The sequence below is a fragment of the Acinetobacter sp. TY1 genome (assembly GCF_048551395.1).
Lineage (GTDB): Bacteria > Pseudomonadota > Gammaproteobacteria > Pseudomonadales > Moraxellaceae > Acinetobacter.
This window is the reverse complement of record NZ_JBLYZK010000005.1, coordinates 1-17,578: the sequence shown is the minus strand read 5'-3', so window position 1 is coordinate 17,578 and position 17,578 is coordinate 1. Positions and strand designations below refer to the sequence as shown.

The following is a 17,578-nucleotide window of genomic DNA, read 5'->3' as shown; positions in this document are numbered from 1 at the left end:
AAAAATGCCCACTAAAGTGAGCATTTTATTTGTATTTTTAAGCGCGCTAAAACTTAAGCTTCAACCCATTTTCCATCTTGGTAAACCAAAGACCATTTTGTTTGTTTTCCTTCAGGCGTTTCAGAACCAATATATTGCACTTGATTTTTACGACTGAATTTTACCAAAGTTGGGTTTCCTTCAGGATCTTGATCGGGTGCTTGCAAAATAAATTGGTATTTTGGATCAAGCTGATCAGCAACGGTACGTAACTCTGCAACCTTCGGTGCACGAGTTTCACGAACTTTCGGGAACTTACTTGCAGCTAAGAATAAACCTGCTGCACCATCACGTAAAACAAAGAAGTCATCGTGCTTAGTTGAACGTAAATGTTCCATTTTGATCGGATCTACACGAGGTGGTGCAGGCTGACCGCTTTTTAAAACTTTACGCGTATTATCACAACTCATACAGGCAAAATAAGGACCGAAACGCCCCGTTTTCAACTGCATTTCGCCATCACACTTATCACATGGAATAGTTGGACCATCATAGCCTTTGATCTTGAACTCACCTTCTTCAAGCTCATAACCATCACAATCTGGATTATTCCCACAAATATGTAATTTACGTCCACCATCAATCACATAACTGTCCATTGCTGTTTCACAGATTGGACAACGTTTTTTCGACATCAAATCTGCAGTTTCAGCAGAGTCATCATCAGATAAAATTGCAAGTGACTCTACAGGTGTCAGGTTCAACGTTCCTTTACAACGCTCTTTCGGTGGTAAGTTATAACCTGAACATCCTAAGAATACGCCTGTTGTACCTGTACGAATCTGCATTGGCCGTTCGCATTCTTTACAATGCACAGCTTCAACTTCGACAGGTAAATTACGGCGCATGCCATTTTCACCCTGAGCTTTGGTTAAACGCTGTTTAAAGTCGCCATAGAAGCTATTGAGTAGTTCTTTCCAATTACGTTCACCATCGGCAACTTTATCGAGTTGAGCTTCCAAATCTGCGGTAAATGCATAATTCATCAGATTATTAAAGTTTTCATCTAGACGATCTGTAACAATCTCGCCCATCTTCTCTGCATAAAGGCGACGGTTATCAAGCTTCACATAACCACGGTCTTGAATAGTCGAAATAATCGCAGCATAAGTCGATGGACGACCAATGCCTTTTTTCTCTAACTCTTTGACCAACGATGCTTCAGTAAAACGTGCAGGCGGTTTAGTAAAGTGCTGTGAAGGGTCAAGTTTTTCAAGACTTAAAACTTCACCAACTTTTACAGCAGGCAATAATACATCATCATCAGATTTGTTTTGACCACGAACACGGGTAAAACCATCAAAAACTAAAGTACGACCTTTGGCTTTGAGTTCAATGCCATTAGCATCTACCAGAATAGTCGATGACAAATACTCAGCAGGTGTCATCTGACATGCCACAAACTGACGCCAAATCAGATCATATAAACGCTGTGCATCACGTTCCACACCTACTAAGCTGTCACCTTTTAAAGTCACATCAGATGGACGAATCGCTTCATGGGCTTCTTGCGCACCTGCTTTGTTACCATAACGATTTGGCTTTACAGGAACATACTTTTGACCAAATTCAGTTTCAATATGTGTACGTACCATATTGACTGCATCATCACTTAAGAACGTTGAGTCAGTACGCATATAGGTAATAAAACCAGCTTCGTACAAGCGCTGTGCCAACATCATAGTTTTCTTCACTGAGAAGCCCAGACGGGTACTGGCTGCCTGTTGCAAAGTCGATGTGATATACGGCGAACTTGGATTAACCTTGGTTGGTTTATCTTCACGTACAGCGACTTTATATTCCGCATCATTTAAAATTTTTAATAAAGCATCTGTTTGCGCTTTATTTTGCAATTTTAAAGTTTTACCACCTTGTTTGACGGCTTCTAAACGAATGTGATCTTTTTTAGATTTCGTATCAGCAAAAACTTGCCAATATTCTTCAGGAATAAAAGCACGAATCTCACGTTCACGCTCAACAACAAGTTTAGTGGCAACAGATTGAACACGACCTGCCGATAAACCACGGGCAATTTTTTCCCAAAGTAATGGTGAAATCATAAAGCCTACAACACGGTCTAAGAAACGACGTGCTTGTTGTGCATTAACTTTATCAATATCAAGGCGAGAAGGTTGTTTGAAGGCTTCTTGAATCGCATTTTTAGTGATTTCGTTGAAGACCACACGTTGATAACGTGACTCATCACCACCAATCACTTCTTTTAAATGCCAAGCAATCGCTTCCCCTTCCCTATCCATATCCGTTGCGAGATAAACTTCGTCAACTTGTGAAGCAAGCTTTTTCAGTTCCGCAACGACATGTTCTTTACCTGGCAATACTTCGTATTTGGCTTTCCAATCATGTTCTGGATCAACGCCCATACGATTAACGAGGGCATTTTGAGCTTTTTCAGCTTTCTGTTCATCCGTCAATTTGGTGCGTGTTACTGGTTTTTTTTCAGTCGACTTACTTGAACCACCAGTAGGTAAATCACGAACATGACCAACCGATGATTTCACAATGTAATTTGAGCCAAGATATTTATTAATGGTTTTCGCTTTTGCAGGCGACTCCACAATCACTAGGGCACGTTTTTTTCCAGCATCAGGAGAGTCTGCTGTAGTGCTTTTGCTTGTTGTAGAGCGAGGAGCTTTCGCCATGTGAACTGTTAATCCTATTTTTAAAGTTAAATTTCAGCCAAATGCAGTAGATATGCTTTCATATCTTCTAGCTGGGATGCTTTTAGGTCTGATTCTTCATCCCAATAAATGCCCACATAGTTAGCCTGCATATCAATAGCATAAATCCCTTTTAATGCAATGGGAAAATCATTAAATTTCTCATCACCCTGAATCAGTTTCAGTTTTTGATCTTCGACTTTGGCACGCATTAAAGGTAAGCGAGTATCAGGCATTATTACACTATAATATGCGACCATGCTCGCACGGTTTTCTGTTGCCATTGGTACACCCGTCCAATCAGGTGCAACAATTAACCGAGGATTTAAACCCATTTTACGGGCTTTTTCCCGCATCATTCCCAATGCTTTTTCTCTTGGGCTGACACGTAGTCCAAAAATTGATCCCAATAAAAAAACACCAATAAAAATCGCAACCCAAAGACCTGTGTGTTCCATAACTCACCTTTTCATTCTCCTATTAGATTTGCATAAGCAATAGGTCAAAGGCAAGTTTTAAATGTTTCACAATCTCATTGGTAGATAAAAATACAACAATAATTATTTATAGGACATTCATATAATTATGATTTTTGAAATTAGGTAATAAATTCTGAATATTACCCGTTACTTTCGGTCAATAAAAAGGATTACCCATATTCATCAAAAAATAATGACTTTAAACACTAAGTCATGGTCTTAATTCAAGTACATCTCATGGCTATAAACCACCTCATAACCATTCCAATAAATATACCCTTTTTCAATCAGCTCTTTCAGTAAAAGTCGAATGTCAGATTGTGGGAACATCTCTTCAAGCATGTCACGTAAAGCATAAATATCTTTAGGTTTATCTGTTTTTAGATCATGCAACTTACGAATCACTTCCATTTGCATGGGATCAATTTGTGTAAAATTTTTAAATAAAGGGCGCTGCACACCATGAACATCTTCACTTAAAGCATCATCCATGCGAACCAATTGATGCGTATCAGATTGTAAATTTTCCAGAATCGTATCAATTTTTTCCAATTTTGCCTGCTCAATTTCTTTATTGAGATCAAGATCGACCCATTGTTTCAAAACCTTTTTCCGCACAGATACTTTCTGTTCTTCACGGCGAATAATATTTAGGTTAATAAGTATTCCCACTAAATTTTGGGCTTTTTCTGGGACGATTTTTAAAATATTACTCACTGAATTACGTAAACTTTCTACTGTATTAGGCTGACCTGTCATTTGCCCCAAAGCATCACAATATTTTTTAACCAAGCTCAATTGTGGCTTTTGTCTAATCGTTTCAATATCGGGTAAAGATACTTTTTTCTTACTAGATAATTTGACTGGTTCACGTTCAATTTGAATCAAACTACAATCTAAATTGGAAGAAGCCATCATCTTGACCAACAAAGTGCTTTCAGGCATGGCTGATATAACTTCTGTATGGGTTTCAGGCTCAAGCAACGCCATTAACTGTCCAACAATCATGGCATATTCAAATTCTTTTTCACGTGCAGGTGGTGTCTCTAAAATGACAATCTGCCCACTGCTGATCCATGTTGAAAGCTCAGTCATATCTTCAAGTGCAAACTCAAACTGACCTGTACAATTAAAAAAGTAAATGACAGGATAGTGCTCAACAATATCGCTTAACATTTTTGCTGTCGGCATATTATTTTCAAGGTCAAGCAAAACAACTTTTTTTAACATGGGAGAGTATAATTGTGTAGAACAGAAAAGAGATATTACACAAACCTTTATGAAAAAGGTCAAATAAAATAGATAAATAAATAGATTTTATGGTAAAAATCACTCAATAAAAACATCAAAAAACTCCATAAATTATAAGTAAAATTATGGAGTTAATGTTGTTTTTTTAATCTAAAAATAATAATTAATGGACTTCAAATTCTGCATCTGCAGGGTCAAATCGCCAAGTTCGAACAATACGTAGTTCTGAAATATCTTTCATTTTGGCATCAAAACGACCAAAAGGCGCACCCTTTCGAACAGAGTTTTTTGCAGCTTCATCCAAAACACTATATCCTGAACTATCAATCAAACGGATGGCACGAATCCCACCTTCCCGATTCAAAATTACCATTAAACGCACTTCGCCCGATAAGCGTTGTTGTTTAGCCAAATCAGGATAATATTGATTGCCGTACGCTTCTACTTTTTCACGAAATTTATCGAGATAGCCTGCCGAAGCATCCTGTTTTGCTTGAATACCATCAAGCGTTTTAATTTGTTGCAAGCGACTAAAATTTTGCTGTTTCTGCATATATTGGGCTTCTAGACTCGCCACCATAGCAGCTTTTGCCTGAAACTGACTTTGCATTTCATCTAAGGCTTTTTTACGTTCACTCTCTTCGGTTTGCTTCTGCCAACTCAACACTGTCATCAGCACTTTTTCTTCAAATTTGAGTTCACGTTTTTGTTGAATTTGTTCAAGCGCTTGTAATTGCTGATCGCCTGCACTGATATCTTCAGACTGTGCTGGCATTTCGCTGGTCATTCTATGCGCTTCGCGAAATGTTCCTGAACCTTGCTGATCTTCTTGTGCCAAAAAATCTGCATTTTTTATTTTTTCACTACTTGGTCGCAATGTCACAGCAATATCTTTACTCTGTGTGTCTGATTCTGTAGGCATACCAAACTGTATTGCTAAAACTCCACCGTGCACAAGAATAGCTATTAAAACAGCGCCTAAAAATAAGCGATCGTGCCACCACGTTGAAACAGGCTTTGGGAAATGAACTATCGTTTTTATCATGATTTTAAACCGATCAAACACCTGATCTTGAAAACAAAAAGAGTATAAAACAGTACGAACCTACAGTGGTTTTAAACAGTTATCACAATTATGCTAAAGCGTGATGATGATAAAAATTTCCGACCTGTTATTTTAAATCAAGAAAAATGGTGCATGGAATTTTGCTAAACTGCAATCACTAGACTTGAAAATTTTTAAAAAATCGACAAGATAACAGCCCTATAAAATGTCGTTCACTTAGGAAAACATCTATGCCGACGTTGCTTACCAACATTGCGAATCGCATTCGTCAAGTATATCAAAAGGCGGAAGGATTCATAGAAGAAGAACGAGAGTTTCCTGTTTCTCAAGTTTTTCTGAACGCGACATTTAAGCGTTTTGTCACCGATAATGTCAAAATTCTTGAAGATTTACACGCCGATTTACATGATGATTGGTTACGCCTATATGCGACAATCAACGTCAAAGGTATGCATTTGGTTTTAGGTGTAAACCTCAAATTGGTTCAGATGGAATTTAACAAAGATATGCAGCTAATCGTCTTTGAACAAATCAGCAATACTGAAATTATTGAAGCACGCTATCCAAGTATTTGGATGAAAATGGCGGTAAAATGCGCAGTATTTTTCTATCATAATTTTTTACATAGCGACCCTTTAGGTCCAATTTTACAAAAATTTAATGTCATTGAAGTCAAAGATGATTTACTGCATTTGGACTTAAATCGTTGGCTCGGAAAAAATCGTTCAATCATGCAAACACTAAACAAGGTTCATGTGAACCATGCTGAACTTAGAGAAACCGAACTTGTTGTTGTAGGCAATGTCAATTTAGCTGCGGTCTTTAGCAAACTTGCGGTCAGTCGTATGTCTTCTACTTTTGAAGATGATGAGGATCTACCTGAAGAAACAGTCACTCCGATCCGACAGAAAGAAAATACTTAACCTATGCATACGGAACACAAGTTAAATTCAAAAGATACACAACTCTACATTTTTGCGCTAAAAACTGATTTCTTCTCCTTAATTGAGTCGCATAATAGCGAGAATGAACCATCGCAATTGAATTTGCACAGGATTATTTCAAATGACACAATATCTATTTAAAACACCCGTCTTTAAAAAATTAGGTCTTGCTATAGGAACAACTGCTGTCCTGCTACTGTCAGCTTTTTCAGGACAAGCCTATGCAATGAGTCCATTTCAGGCAACTTATCAATTTGCCTACAACGGTAAAAATGTCGGAACAGCAACCCGTACATTAAGCCAAAGTGGTAACAACTGGAATTATGTCTTTGCAGCCAAAGCAGCAGGACTTGCATCAGCAACAGAAACGAGTAATTTTACGTTCAACAATGGTCAAATCATTTCAAATAACTTCACTCGAACAAGTAAAGTTTTAGTCCACAATGATACGATGAGCATCAAATTTAACCCTGCTGCTAAAGTCATTAACACCAATAAAAGCAATAAAGCACGCTCATTTGCTTGGAAAGTAGGTTCATTGGATGAACTAAATGCTGAACTCCAATTACGTGAAGATTTAAAAAACAATGGATTAAAAGCAACTTATCTGATTGCAGGTGCAAAAAGTCTTGAAGCACGTCGCTTTGTGAAACAAGGCAATGAAACAGTTAAAACGCCTTATGGGACATATAACACTCTTAAAGTTGTCTTAACACATGATAATGGCTCAAAAAGTTCAACCTTCTGGCTTGCACCCAATTTGGACTATTTACCCGTTAAAATGGCGCATCAAGATGAGAAAACATCATTTAGCTTGCTGTTGACTGGTTACAAAAAATAAGTAACTTTTCAATATTTAATCATTTTCAGCTTGCTTTTTTTTTAGTGCTTTCTAAAATATGCGTTTGCTATAAATAGCACCTTGCTCTTAGAGGAATCTCCCGTGCACGCTCTGGAACAGAAAATCCTGGCTGAAGGTATTGTCTTATCTGACGAAGTACTAAAAGTCGACTCATTCTTAAATCACCAAATTGATCCTGTGATGATGCAGCAAATTGGACAGGAATTTGCTCGTCTATTTAAAGATTCAGGTATTACTAAAATTATTACCATTGAGGCTTCAGGTATTGCTCCTGCAGTCATGGCAGGTCTTGAACTTGGTGTTCCTGTTATTTTTGCACGTAAATATCAATCTTTAACCCTTAAAGATGATTTGTATCGTTCAAAAGTATTTTCTTTTACCAAACAAATTGAAAGCACCATTGCGATTTCAAAGAAACACATAAATGAAAATGACAAAGCTCTTGTAATTGATGACTTTCTTGCCAATGGTCAAGCTGCATTAGGTCTTGCTGATCTTATTCATCAAGCCAATGCTGAAGTCGTAGGTATTGGTATCGTGATTGAAAAATCATTCCAACCAGGTCGTGAACTTCTACTCGATAAAGGTTACCGTGTAGAGTCTTTGGCTCGTGTAGAGTCTTTGGCAAATGGTACAGTAACTTTTGTTCAAGAATAAAAGCTAAACAAATTATTGTCGAAAAGCGCTACGATAAATCACTCGTGGCGCTTTTTTATGCCTGACCTTTATCTCAAATAAAAAGATCATTTTCATCATTCATTTCAGTGCATTGTTCTACTATATTGGTTTACATATAAAAATTAGATACGGATGTACAATGCAATCACTGACGCAAAATTTAATTGATCTACTCAATGTAAAACAAATCGATCAATATCTCTTTCAAGGACAATGTACTCAACTGTTTGGCTCGCATTTATTTGGTGGACAAATTCTCGGGCAATCGCTGATTGCAGCCTCTAAAACCACAGATCGCCCTGCACATTCACTACATGCTTATTTTATTCGTAGTGGTCGAACTGATGCGCCAATTTTATTTAAAGTTAAAAATCTCAGAGATGGACGAAGCCTTGCCACACGACAAGTACATGCGATACAAGATGGTGAAGTTATTTTTTCTGCAATGATTTCATTTGCTAAACCTGAAGAAGGTTTGAATTATCAACTACCTGAGCCTGAGTACCCTGCACCAGAAACACTCATGTCAGAGCAAGAATATAAACAAATGATTTTTGATGATATTCCTGAATATATGCGTAAAACAATTATGCGACAGTTTAACCTACGCATGCATCCAATCAATCCGCTCAATCCATTTCGCCCAAAAAAAGCCGAAGCAAAGTATGCCGAATATATGCAAACCTTTGATCCTATTCCACCCGAACATGATCAAGCCATGATCCATCAAGCGATTATTGCGTATTATTCAGATTACAACTTACTGACGACATCGTTACGACCACATAGCGTAAGCTATGCCAATGGCAGTGTCCGCAGCGCAAGTCTTGATCATAGTCTGCATTTTCATCACACATTCAAAGCCGATGAATGGTCACTTTATGACATGGACGCTACACGCACGAGTCAATCACGTGGAATTAATTTCGGACGTCTATGGCAAAATGGGCAACTTGTCTGTAGCGTCACGCAAGAAAGCCTCATGCGAGTACCACAATAATGGATACTTATCACACCAATCTATTGACATAAAATATCAAAATTTCAGTCATTGTTGATTTACAATTCAAAGCTATACTAAACAGGTATATCTGCTTTACATCGCTTACCGACAATACATGTAAAATAGATATTCGTAACAGACAGAAACGTATCGATTCACCATAACTCGATAAAGACAAATGGACTTTGCCGAGCGAGTAAAAATCAATGACTGATGTACAAGCTTTAAGTTGCCCAAAATGTGGCTCAACTGAAATTGCCAAACGTAATCATGAACAATTACTGCAAAAAACTGGCGGTGTTTTATTATCTGCTGCAGGCACAACCGCAGGAACAGTCGGTGGTGCAGCATCTGGCGCAACCATAGGTGCTGCTATTGGTGCTGTTGCTGCAGGACCACTCGGTGTCATCATGGGTGGAACCATTGGTACACTTGTTGGCGCAGTCGGCATTGGCATTACAGGTGGTTTTTTAGGACATCGTTTTGGTAAAAAAGCAGGTGAAATTGTTGATCAAAATATTTACCTTGATTATCAATGTTTAACATGCAAGCATCGTTTTAAAGCGCCCGATTCTGAACAAATAACTCAAATCAATCACAAAGATCAATAATTTTGCTTTGTTGTAAAGTTTTATTGTGAGCATTAAAAAGTCAGCATATTTAAGCTGACTTTTTATTCAAAAATGAATCAATCAAGATGATTGTAATTTTTTAACCACTTCACCTAAGCGTTTACCCTGTACTTCACACAAAATTTTCTCATCTTGGCTGAGGCTTTGATCATGGCGTGGACCACTGACATGCGTTGCACCATAAGGTGTTCCACCCGTTTTGGTATTAGATAGTGCAGGGGTTGCATTGCTTAACCCCATAATCATCATGCCATGATGAAACAAGGGCGGAAGCATGGTGAGTAATGTACTTTCCTGCCCACCATGCATTGAACCCGATGATGTAAATACGCAAGCAGGTTTATTGTGCAATGCACCATTCAGCCATAGGCTCGTTGTTTGATCCCAAAAATATTTCATTTCCGATGCCATATTACCAAAGCGTGTTGGCGAACCAAGTGCCAAGCCCGAACAGTTTTGTAAATCATCTAAAGAACAATAAATATCACCTTCTTCAGGAATACTTGCTTCAGCTTGCTGAACCACAGTCGATAAATTGGGTACTGTACGTATTTTTACTGCCACGCCTGCAGACTCAATACCATTGGCAATCAGGTGTGCCATTTCTCTGGTTGAGCCATATTTGCTGTAATATAAAACCAATACGTACGCTTGCATCTTTGACTCAAATTTATAGAAAAAGAAAACTATACGATATTTTCACCATTTTTTGGTTAAGCTAGTAATGTAAATTGTAAGAATGATGAATAAAAACAGAGACCCAAGCTTTATGATGAATTTGTTAAAGAAACTACCCTTTTACGACAAGACTTGGTTTCAATTTATTTTTTTTGTTTTAAAACGTTTTGAAGCTGACCGTTGCCGAGAGCAAGCAGGCTCACTTACCTATACAACCCTATTTGCCGTTGTACCGATGTTGACGGTTTTTTTAGTGATTATTTCATCCATTAAAGCACTTGAACCCGCACGTCAACAATTACAACAAATGATTTATAGCAACTTTCTACCTAAAACGAGTATTGCATTCGATAAGGCATTTAATGTCTTCACAGAAAATTCGAGCAATTTGACTGTAATTGGTGTGCTATTTTTATTTATTACCACAGTGATGATGCTCACAAGTATTGAAACCGTGTTTAATCGTATTTGGCGCGTCACTGATACCCGTAGTGGAATAGTAGGTTTCATGCGTTATTGGACGATTATTTCTCTCGGTCCAATTCTACTCGGTAGTGCTTTTGCAATTTCATCAACGCTTGCCTCTATGAGCATTTTAAGCAACAGCTTTGGCGGTTATCAACTCGATGGCGCATTTTTATTGAAAATGCTGTCTTTTGGTCTGACCATTCTTGGCTTTTTCATTCTGTATTGGACTATTCCCAATCGTACTGTACCCATTCGGGCAGCGATGATTGCGGGATTATTTGGTGCTGTTGTCTTTGAGTTACTGAAACACCTATTTGGTTTCGTCATGACCAATTTTACAAGCTATACCATTGTGTATGGCGCATTTGCGGCTATTCCTATTTTCTTATTATGGATTTTTTTATCATGGAATATCGTACTGCTTGGTGTAGAAATCAGTTATGCTCTGACCGCATTTCACGCCCATCAAACTCAAAATCGCCATCCTATTCTCATGCTACTCGATTTATTACAACTTTTTTATAACAAACAGAAGCATGGTCAAGTGGTTACAGATGCCGAAGCCTTAGACATTATTGGACGTAGCGAGATTGGGCATTGGCCTAGTTATGTATCCATGCTTGAAAAGCAAAACTTAATTAGACGTACAGATAATAATGAATATGTCTTGGCACGCAATTTAGATACGATTGATTTTTGGACATTTTATAAAGCATTACCCTACCCATTACCACGGCGTAGTGAAATTGGTGGCATTCCAGCAGATCATCATTGGATGCAACGTATTGCCCCTGCACTCATCGAATCTGATGAATATCTAGCGGCTAAACTTTCTATTCCGCTTTCGACCATTTTAGATGAAAAATAATGATCAAAAATATTAAACAAAAAGACCTCAAATGAGGTCTTTTGCTTTTATACATAAAATCTGCCGAATGATTTGATTAACTTATTGCTCTTGAATTACTGAACCAACCTCGAATACTAACGACCATAATTCCACACATCACCAATATTGTTCCGACAATAAAATTCAATTCAATTTTTTCATCCAAGAACCATACTCCAAATAACATGCCAAAAATTGGAGTTAAAAATGAAAATACACCGATTCTTGAAGCAAGATAATGTCTAAGTAACCAAAACCAAAGTAATAAACAGAAAAACGATACAACCAAAGTTTGGAAAGCCAAAGTCGACAATGTGAGCCATGTCCAATGGATCTCCGATTGCCCTGTAAAATATGCCAATGGAAACATGACCACAAATGCCCCAATCAATTGATAGAACATAGTATGAGTCGGATGTACTTCGCCCAATTTACTCATACGCAGTGAAATGGTCGTCAATGCCCAAAATAGCCCTGCCATCAATGCTAAAAAATCACCATAAAGCACTTGCATCAAGTTTTGCGACTGTGTCGCATCTCTCCCCACAAAAGTCACAATGATGCCGATAAAAGCAAGTAAAATTCCGCCCCACTGAAATTTGGATAATCGTTCAGATGGAAATTTAAAATGTAGTCCTAATGCAGTAAAAATTGGTGAGGTATACAAGAACATAACCGTATGTGAAGCAGAGGTATAACGTAGCGCTTCAGCTACTAAAACAAACTCAGCCGTAAATAAAAGTGCAACCAAAATTCCAGGACGTAAATATTCTTTTGATAATAAACGAGCCCCTTCGGGTAAACGAATCAATGGAAAGACCAAAATTGCTGCCAAACCCGAACGTAATGCCAATTGCATCATCGGTGAAATATCTGTCGCAGCCAATTTTAAGACCACTTGCTGTAAACCCAAAATAATACACAGTATGAGCATGAGTATAGAGGCTTTCGAATCGAGATCCTGACGTTGATCCACAAGGCATTCTCAAAAGATAAACAATGCACTACTATAAAACTGTCAATTTTAAAATATATATTTTATTTCAGACAAAAGATCATCTCTTTCAGGCAATTTCACACTTATGGTCAAAAAGTCATTTTCAAAACATTCGACTGAGCAACTGTTAAAACTCGAAACCAATGATGAAATAGTTGCACCCTTATGGATTGATTTTAGGGATGATCCTGCACAGTCTGTTTACCCAGTTCATGGTCATGCTTGGGGGGAATTTATCTATGCATTTAATGGTGTTATGCAGGTCACTATTGATCAAATTAACTATATTACTCCACCACCTCATGGACTATGGTTACCGCCACACATACAACATAGCGGGCTCAATCGGACTTCTGTGTCACATGGAACGTTATATATCCATGAAAGCCTGTGTCATGCACTTCCAAGCCAAGCCGGTATTATGTTGTCCTCAGCATTAGTGTCAGCGATTTTTCTGCATTTAAAGCAACATCGCCTGCCCGATACTCATCCTGAACACATCCGACTTTTACACGTTCTACATGATCAACTTCAACATGCGGAACTGATTGGAAATTATTTACCGCATACAGAACATGTGGGGCTTAAAAAAATTTTAGATTATTTGCATCAGCATCCTGCCGATCAAAGTAATTTGGCTGTCTTATCTCAGAAAATGAATATGACTGAACGCACGTTGGCACGCTTGTGCCAAAAAGAATTAAACATGTCTTTACATGAATGGCGACAGCATTTAAAAGTGACTCAAGCTATGTCAATGCTCAATCGAGGGCAAAGTGTCGAGCATATTGCCTATGATTTGGGTTATGCCAATGCTTCTGCATTCATTAATATGTTTAAGCGTTGGATGAATATCACGCCTGATCAGTTTCGTAAACAGTGTCAAAGCTGATGATGATTCACATATAAGTTCAAGAAAACACTTATAAAAAATGGATTGAAATTTACATTCCAATCCATTAATTCTAATAACTTACCATTTATTTAAAAAATTTAAAGCCTTTATTTTACAAAGGTTTTCCATACAAAATCTTGTGTTTGACCATGTAAAGTCATGGTCAATTGATCACCTGATGCAAGTGCTGCAACACCCGCAGGCGTACCCGTCATCACCACATCACCCTCTTCAAGGCTGAACGCTTGGCTAATGTCACAGAGCAAATATGCAATACTAAAAAGGAGCAATGCCGTATCGCCCTTTTGACGCACCTGATCATTGACCTGAAAATCAAATGTCACTGCATTCCACGCCTTGACTTCACTGATATCGACCCAATCTGCCAATACACACGCACCATCAAATGCTTTGGAACGTTCCCATGGATGACCTTTTTTCTTCAAGCTATCTTGTAAATCTCGTAAAGTAAGGTCTAGTCCAAGTGTCACAGCACCAATCGCTTCTAAAGCTTTTTGTGGATCCGTTTCATTTTTTAAAGGCTGATCAAGGCGTAGAGTCAATTCACATTCATGATGTAAATTACCTAAGTTTTTATTCCAAGTAATCCCGTCTTCAAGTGAAATGAGGCTACTTGGTGGTTTAATAAATAACACAGGGCTGTCTGGAATCGCATTGCCTAATTCCTGAGCATGCTCGGCGTAACTTCGACCAACACAGACAATTTTTGATGGACGTGTATTCATCTTATTCCCTTCTATAGACTGCGATAATTCAAACAAAGCGATGATATAAATCTATTTTTTAAAGGTATTTTCAAAAGCAGTTTGATCTGCCGCTTGTGCAAATGCTCGTTTCGGTACAATCACCACAGTACGATTTTTTAGCTCAATCATATAGGTCATTTTACCCACTAAGAAAGACTGAACTTCGGCATAATTAAACTTTTGCTTCGGACGACCACTCGTAAACAATTCAAAGTAATCTTGAAATAATTCAATACCCTGTTCACTCTTTCCAAATTGGTACTTAATAAATTGACGCTTAAACATCATTGGTAAAAACCAATAACGCATAAAAACTTGTAACAATAGGAAAAACCCGCCGAGCATCACATAGTATTTACCAATCCCTGAAAAACCAAGATAAAGCCCCCAAGCGATAATTCCTACACTCACCAAGGGTGTCAAAAAACGACTGAGTTGTTTTTTCCCAAAAGTCGCAAGTTTAAAACCATCCTGAGATTCTTCGAGATTCAAGTAATAACGTAGAGAGATTGTCGGCTGAACGTCTGACATAGCTTTTTTCAACACAATAAATATTTTGAATGTCCGAATAGTACACCACATTTGTGTCTTTTCGCTTCACTTTCAGTCATACAGGCACGAATCAATCACATGGCTGTATTTAATCGTACTTTACATATTCATTATAGATTTTTAATTTGAAAAATTAAAAAATCAGCACACAATTAAGGCGCACATAACGATCAAAAATACAGACACAAAGATAATGACACGGATGACACCACAATGCGTATACCCATTTTTACCACATTAAGCTTAATACTGATCAATACGAATTGTTTTGCTCAGCTCGTTAAATGGAATGATCAGATTCCAAGTGCGGTTCAGCCGTTTCAAAATAATCCGCAGAACCTTGCAGCCTATACTCAAGACAATATTTTCATATTTGCTCACCCAACAACAAAAACGACTGTTCCAACACTTAAAAATAACCCTCAACCGAATGCAAACTTCACGACTTCAGCGATTATCGTTTCTGCCAATCCACAAGATGTGGCGAAAACATTATCCAATTTTAATCAATATGTTGGATTATTTCCTACGCTCAAATCTGCCAAAATCATTGAGAGTTCGGGAACAATTCAGCAGGTTAAATATAAGGTTTCTATTCCCACGCCTATTCCTGTACTGAATTTCAATGAAGATGTCACCATGCAACACCAAATTGGACAAAACAGTATTTCTACCCTTGTGATTGATGCTCCTATTCCCTATGCGGTCGGCAAATTTGAATGGTTTAATTTGGGCAATAACAAAACCTTAATTACCCTGACACAATGGGGTGACCTGAATCAACCTCAAGGTTTTCTATTTAAAAGCATTTTAAATGCTTTACCTGAAGCTAAACTTGGCATTCCAAGTGGAACCAATGCCTTTATTATGGAGTCACTAAAAAATCGTTTTAATGCGAAAAAAGTTACCGCATTAAATTCTGGTCAATTTCCCACTCTACCTTTTTCAGCAGCACAACTGCAAAAAATTAGCCAACTCAGTCAAGTATCTAGACAGCCTGTGAGTATTGTTCATTCACAAACGACTGTGCCCTATCAACATGGCCGTGAAGATATGCGATTTACTACAACCTATCAGTATTACAACCAAATACCTCAGCAACTACAAAAATGGACTGAGCCGAGTGCTTATAAAGCTTTATTTCCTCGACAAATTAAAGACATCAAAGCAAGTACTGTAAGCCCTCAAGGACAAGATGCGGAATTTAAAGTCAGTGTGGGTTTGGGTGTAATCAGTATTCCTTTTAATTTCAAAATGCACTTCACGTATCCCAAATCCACTGAAAACAATTTCTCAGCCAATGGTGGAGATTTACGCTATTTAAAAGGCATGACGCAATTTAATCCCAATGGAAATGGTACTTTACTAAAAATGACCACAGCGATGAAAGTTGATGAAAAAGCGCCTTTTTTACTTCGAGCCACACGTAGTCTGCCCTACCATGAAATGCTTCCTGCTATTGGCGGAAATGCGGTGTTTGTACAAAAAATTAGAAATTCAGAATCTTAATACTGTAGACATGACAACTGATTTTTTAATTGAATATTTTCATTTTTTATCTTTAAAGCAACTAAAAACATTATGTTTATTTTTCATCAAATTTTAGGCACAAAAAAACCGCAACTAAGCGGTTTTTTTCATTACATCATCAAGTTGGTGCGCTCAGAGAGATTCGAACTCCCGACCCCTTAGTTCGTAGCCAAGTGCTCTATCCAGCTGAGCTATGAGCGCGACGTCTTGATAGGGTGCATTATACGCCTTTTAATTTTCTTGAAAAGCCTTTTTGTATTTATCAAAGTTCAACTGCATAGTTATTGGACAATTCACGTAGTACCATGCTAAAAAATATACTCCTATTATTTTTATCACCTTATTTTCAAATCATAATAATTTAAGTTACAACTCATCAATCAACAAAATCTCTAATTGTTCCATACAGTTTGCACAAAAAATTACGATTTCATTTTCTAAACTTTGAATTTTTAATTCATAAACAAAACCCGTCATTGTACGGTTACAGCCATCGCAATGTTGCAAATTAAAATGATAAACAAAATTTGCATGGAAATAGGTATAGTAACCGTCTGTATAGATTTTCATATTCTTTTCAATACGTCTGTTATTGTATTTATTTTAATAGTTTTAACTTATAAATAATTAGTAGATTTCAGGCTTTACGACAATAACTGACGCACAAAGAATGAACCAAAAATTAATTTTCTAAATCGAACAATTAAAATCATCGTTATAAAAGTATGACCCTTAAAAATCTAAAAATGACTACTTAATTTATATGAAAATATAATCACTACCCTTTTCTTCACTTTTTAAGCTTCTCACAAAAAATACCGATATAAAAAATGATCCATTCCAATAAAGCTTGATTGATAGAGTTGTTGCTTCATTATTTTTAGCTCTATTTTCTTATCTTTAACAAAGCTACAAACACAAAAAAACCACAACAAGTGTGGTTTAATTACCATCCGAAGATGTTTAAGTTGGTGCGCTCAGAGAGATTCGAACTCCCGACCCCTTAGTTCGTAGCCAAGTGCTCTATCCAGCTGAGCTATGAGCGCAATACTTATGTGTCGTAAACGACATCGTTACTTTTAGAATACTTAAATTGGTGCGCTCAGAGAGATTCGAACTCCCGACCCCTTAGTTCGTAGCCAAGTGCTCTATCCAGCTGAGCTATGAGCG

The 17,578-nt window shown here is 37.5% G+C and carries 17 protein-coding genes and 2 tRNA genes; 8 read left to right on the top strand and 11 right to left on the bottom strand.

Annotated elements, in window-relative coordinates; translation table 11 throughout:
* Positions 1 to 53: 53 nt before the first annotated feature.
* From topA to ACK2M2_RS04610, 4 genes are all read right to left on the bottom strand, one after another.
* On the bottom strand, positions 54 to 2,699 hold the full coding sequence (gene topA / locus ACK2M2_RS04625; protein ID WP_419346315.1) for a type I DNA topoisomerase: 2,646 nt from the start codon (positions 2,697 to 2,699) through the stop codon (positions 54 to 56).
* Positions 2,700 to 2,725: 26 nt separating this feature from the next.
* Complete coding sequence (locus tag ACK2M2_RS04620; protein WP_409510776.1) at positions 2,726 to 3,175, bottom strand: ammonium transporter; 450 nt, start codon at positions 3,173 to 3,175, stop codon at positions 2,726 to 2,728.
* 240 nt (positions 3,176 to 3,415) lie between these two features.
* The gene (locus ACK2M2_RS04615; RefSeq protein WP_419346313.1) at positions 3,416 to 4,426 is read right to left on the bottom strand and encodes a hypothetical protein; all 1,011 of its coding nucleotides are present in this window, start codon (positions 4,424 to 4,426) and stop codon (positions 3,416 to 3,418) included.
* 184 nt (positions 4,427 to 4,610) lie between these two features.
* Positions 4,611 to 5,492 carry a TonB family protein gene (locus ACK2M2_RS04610; RefSeq protein WP_419346312.1) on the bottom strand — a complete coding sequence of 294 codons (882 nt, stop codon included), beginning with the start codon at positions 5,490 to 5,492 and terminating at the stop codon, positions 4,611 to 4,613.
* A gap of 251 nt (positions 5,493 to 5,743) precedes the next feature.
* On the opposite strand from ACK2M2_RS04610, the gene ACK2M2_RS04605 reads away from it, so the two are divergent.
* The 5 genes from ACK2M2_RS04605 (at position 5,744) to ACK2M2_RS04585 (ending at position 9,611) form a co-directional block, all read left to right on the top strand.
* The gene (locus tag ACK2M2_RS04605) at positions 5,744 to 6,436 is read left to right on the top strand and encodes a hypothetical protein (protein ID WP_409510773.1); all 693 of its coding nucleotides are present in this window, start codon (positions 5,744 to 5,746) and stop codon (positions 6,434 to 6,436) included.
* Between the two features lie 142 nt (positions 6,437 to 6,578).
* On the top strand, positions 6,579 to 7,298 hold the full coding sequence (locus ACK2M2_RS04600) for a DUF3108 domain-containing protein (RefSeq protein ID WP_419346310.1): 720 nt from the start codon (positions 6,579 to 6,581) through the stop codon (positions 7,296 to 7,298).
* A gap of 102 nt (positions 7,299 to 7,400) precedes the next feature.
* The gene (locus ACK2M2_RS04595; RefSeq protein WP_409510771.1) at positions 7,401 to 7,976 is read left to right on the top strand and encodes a xanthine phosphoribosyltransferase; all 576 of its coding nucleotides are present in this window, start codon (positions 7,401 to 7,403) and stop codon (positions 7,974 to 7,976) included.
* A gap of 160 nt (positions 7,977 to 8,136) precedes the next feature.
* Positions 8,137 to 8,997: an acyl-CoA thioesterase gene (locus ACK2M2_RS04590; protein WP_419346308.1), complete on the top strand. Its 861-nt coding sequence runs from the start codon at positions 8,137 to 8,139 to the stop codon at positions 8,995 to 8,997.
* Positions 8,998 to 9,206: 209 nt separating this feature from the next.
* Positions 9,207 to 9,611: a hypothetical protein gene (locus ACK2M2_RS04585; protein ID WP_419346306.1), complete on the top strand. Its 405-nt coding sequence runs from the start codon at positions 9,207 to 9,209 to the stop codon at positions 9,609 to 9,611.
* Between the two features lie 81 nt (positions 9,612 to 9,692).
* Here ACK2M2_RS04585 and wrbA read toward each other — a convergent pair whose 3' ends face one another.
* A complete protein-coding gene (gene wrbA, locus ACK2M2_RS04580; RefSeq protein ID WP_419346305.1) occupies positions 9,693 to 10,289 on the bottom strand; it encodes an NAD(P)H:quinone oxidoreductase in 597 nt (198 codons plus the stop codon).
* 112 nt (positions 10,290 to 10,401) lie between these two features.
* Between wrbA and ACK2M2_RS04575 the strand changes: the two genes are divergently transcribed.
* Positions 10,402 to 11,646: a YihY family inner membrane protein gene (locus tag ACK2M2_RS04575; RefSeq protein ID WP_419346303.1), complete on the top strand. Its 1,245-nt coding sequence runs from the start codon at positions 10,402 to 10,404 to the stop codon at positions 11,644 to 11,646.
* A gap of 76 nt (positions 11,647 to 11,722) precedes the next feature.
* On the opposite strand, the gene ACK2M2_RS04570 is transcribed toward ACK2M2_RS04575, so the two are convergent.
* On the bottom strand, positions 11,723 to 12,643 hold the full coding sequence (locus ACK2M2_RS04570) for a DMT family transporter (protein WP_419346301.1): 921 nt from the start codon (positions 12,641 to 12,643) through the stop codon (positions 11,723 to 11,725).
* A gap of 106 nt (positions 12,644 to 12,749) precedes the next feature.
* On the opposite strand from ACK2M2_RS04570, the gene ACK2M2_RS04565 reads away from it, so the two are divergent.
* Complete coding sequence (locus tag ACK2M2_RS04565; RefSeq protein WP_419346299.1) at positions 12,750 to 13,556, top strand: AraC family transcriptional regulator; 807 nt, start codon at positions 12,750 to 12,752, stop codon at positions 13,554 to 13,556.
* Positions 13,557 to 13,666: 110 nt separating this feature from the next.
* On the opposite strand, the gene ACK2M2_RS04560 is transcribed toward ACK2M2_RS04565, so the two are convergent.
* Together ACK2M2_RS04560 and ACK2M2_RS04555 are read right to left on the bottom strand one after the other, a co-directional pair.
* Positions 13,667 to 14,305 (bottom strand): fumarylacetoacetate hydrolase family protein, encoded by a 639-nt coding sequence (locus tag ACK2M2_RS04560; protein ID WP_419346298.1) that lies wholly within the window; start codon positions 14,303 to 14,305, stop codon positions 13,667 to 13,669.
* Positions 14,306 to 14,356: 51 nt separating this feature from the next.
* Positions 14,357 to 14,857 (bottom strand): YcxB family protein, encoded by a 501-nt coding sequence (locus tag ACK2M2_RS04555; protein ID WP_409510764.1) that lies wholly within the window; start codon positions 14,855 to 14,857, stop codon positions 14,357 to 14,359.
* A gap of 234 nt (positions 14,858 to 15,091) precedes the next feature.
* Between ACK2M2_RS04555 and ACK2M2_RS04550 the strand changes: the two genes are divergently transcribed.
* Positions 15,092 to 16,387: an SRPBCC family protein gene (locus tag ACK2M2_RS04550; RefSeq protein ID WP_419346296.1), complete on the top strand. Its 1,296-nt coding sequence runs from the start codon at positions 15,092 to 15,094 to the stop codon at positions 16,385 to 16,387.
* Between the two features lie 145 nt (positions 16,388 to 16,532).
* On the opposite strand, the gene ACK2M2_RS04545 is transcribed toward ACK2M2_RS04550, so the two are convergent.
* The 3 genes from ACK2M2_RS04545 to ACK2M2_RS04535 form a co-directional block, all read right to left on the bottom strand.
* Positions 16,533 to 16,609: transfer RNA gene (locus ACK2M2_RS04545), tRNA-Arg, on the bottom strand.
* Positions 16,610 to 16,774: 165 nt separating this feature from the next.
* The gene (locus ACK2M2_RS04540; RefSeq protein WP_419346294.1) at positions 16,775 to 16,978 is read right to left on the bottom strand and encodes a hypothetical protein; all 204 of its coding nucleotides are present in this window, start codon (positions 16,976 to 16,978) and stop codon (positions 16,775 to 16,777) included.
* A gap of 399 nt (positions 16,979 to 17,377) precedes the next feature.
* Positions 17,378 to 17,454, bottom strand: a tRNA-Arg gene (locus ACK2M2_RS04535).
* Between the last annotated feature and the right edge of the window lie 124 nt (positions 17,455 to 17,578).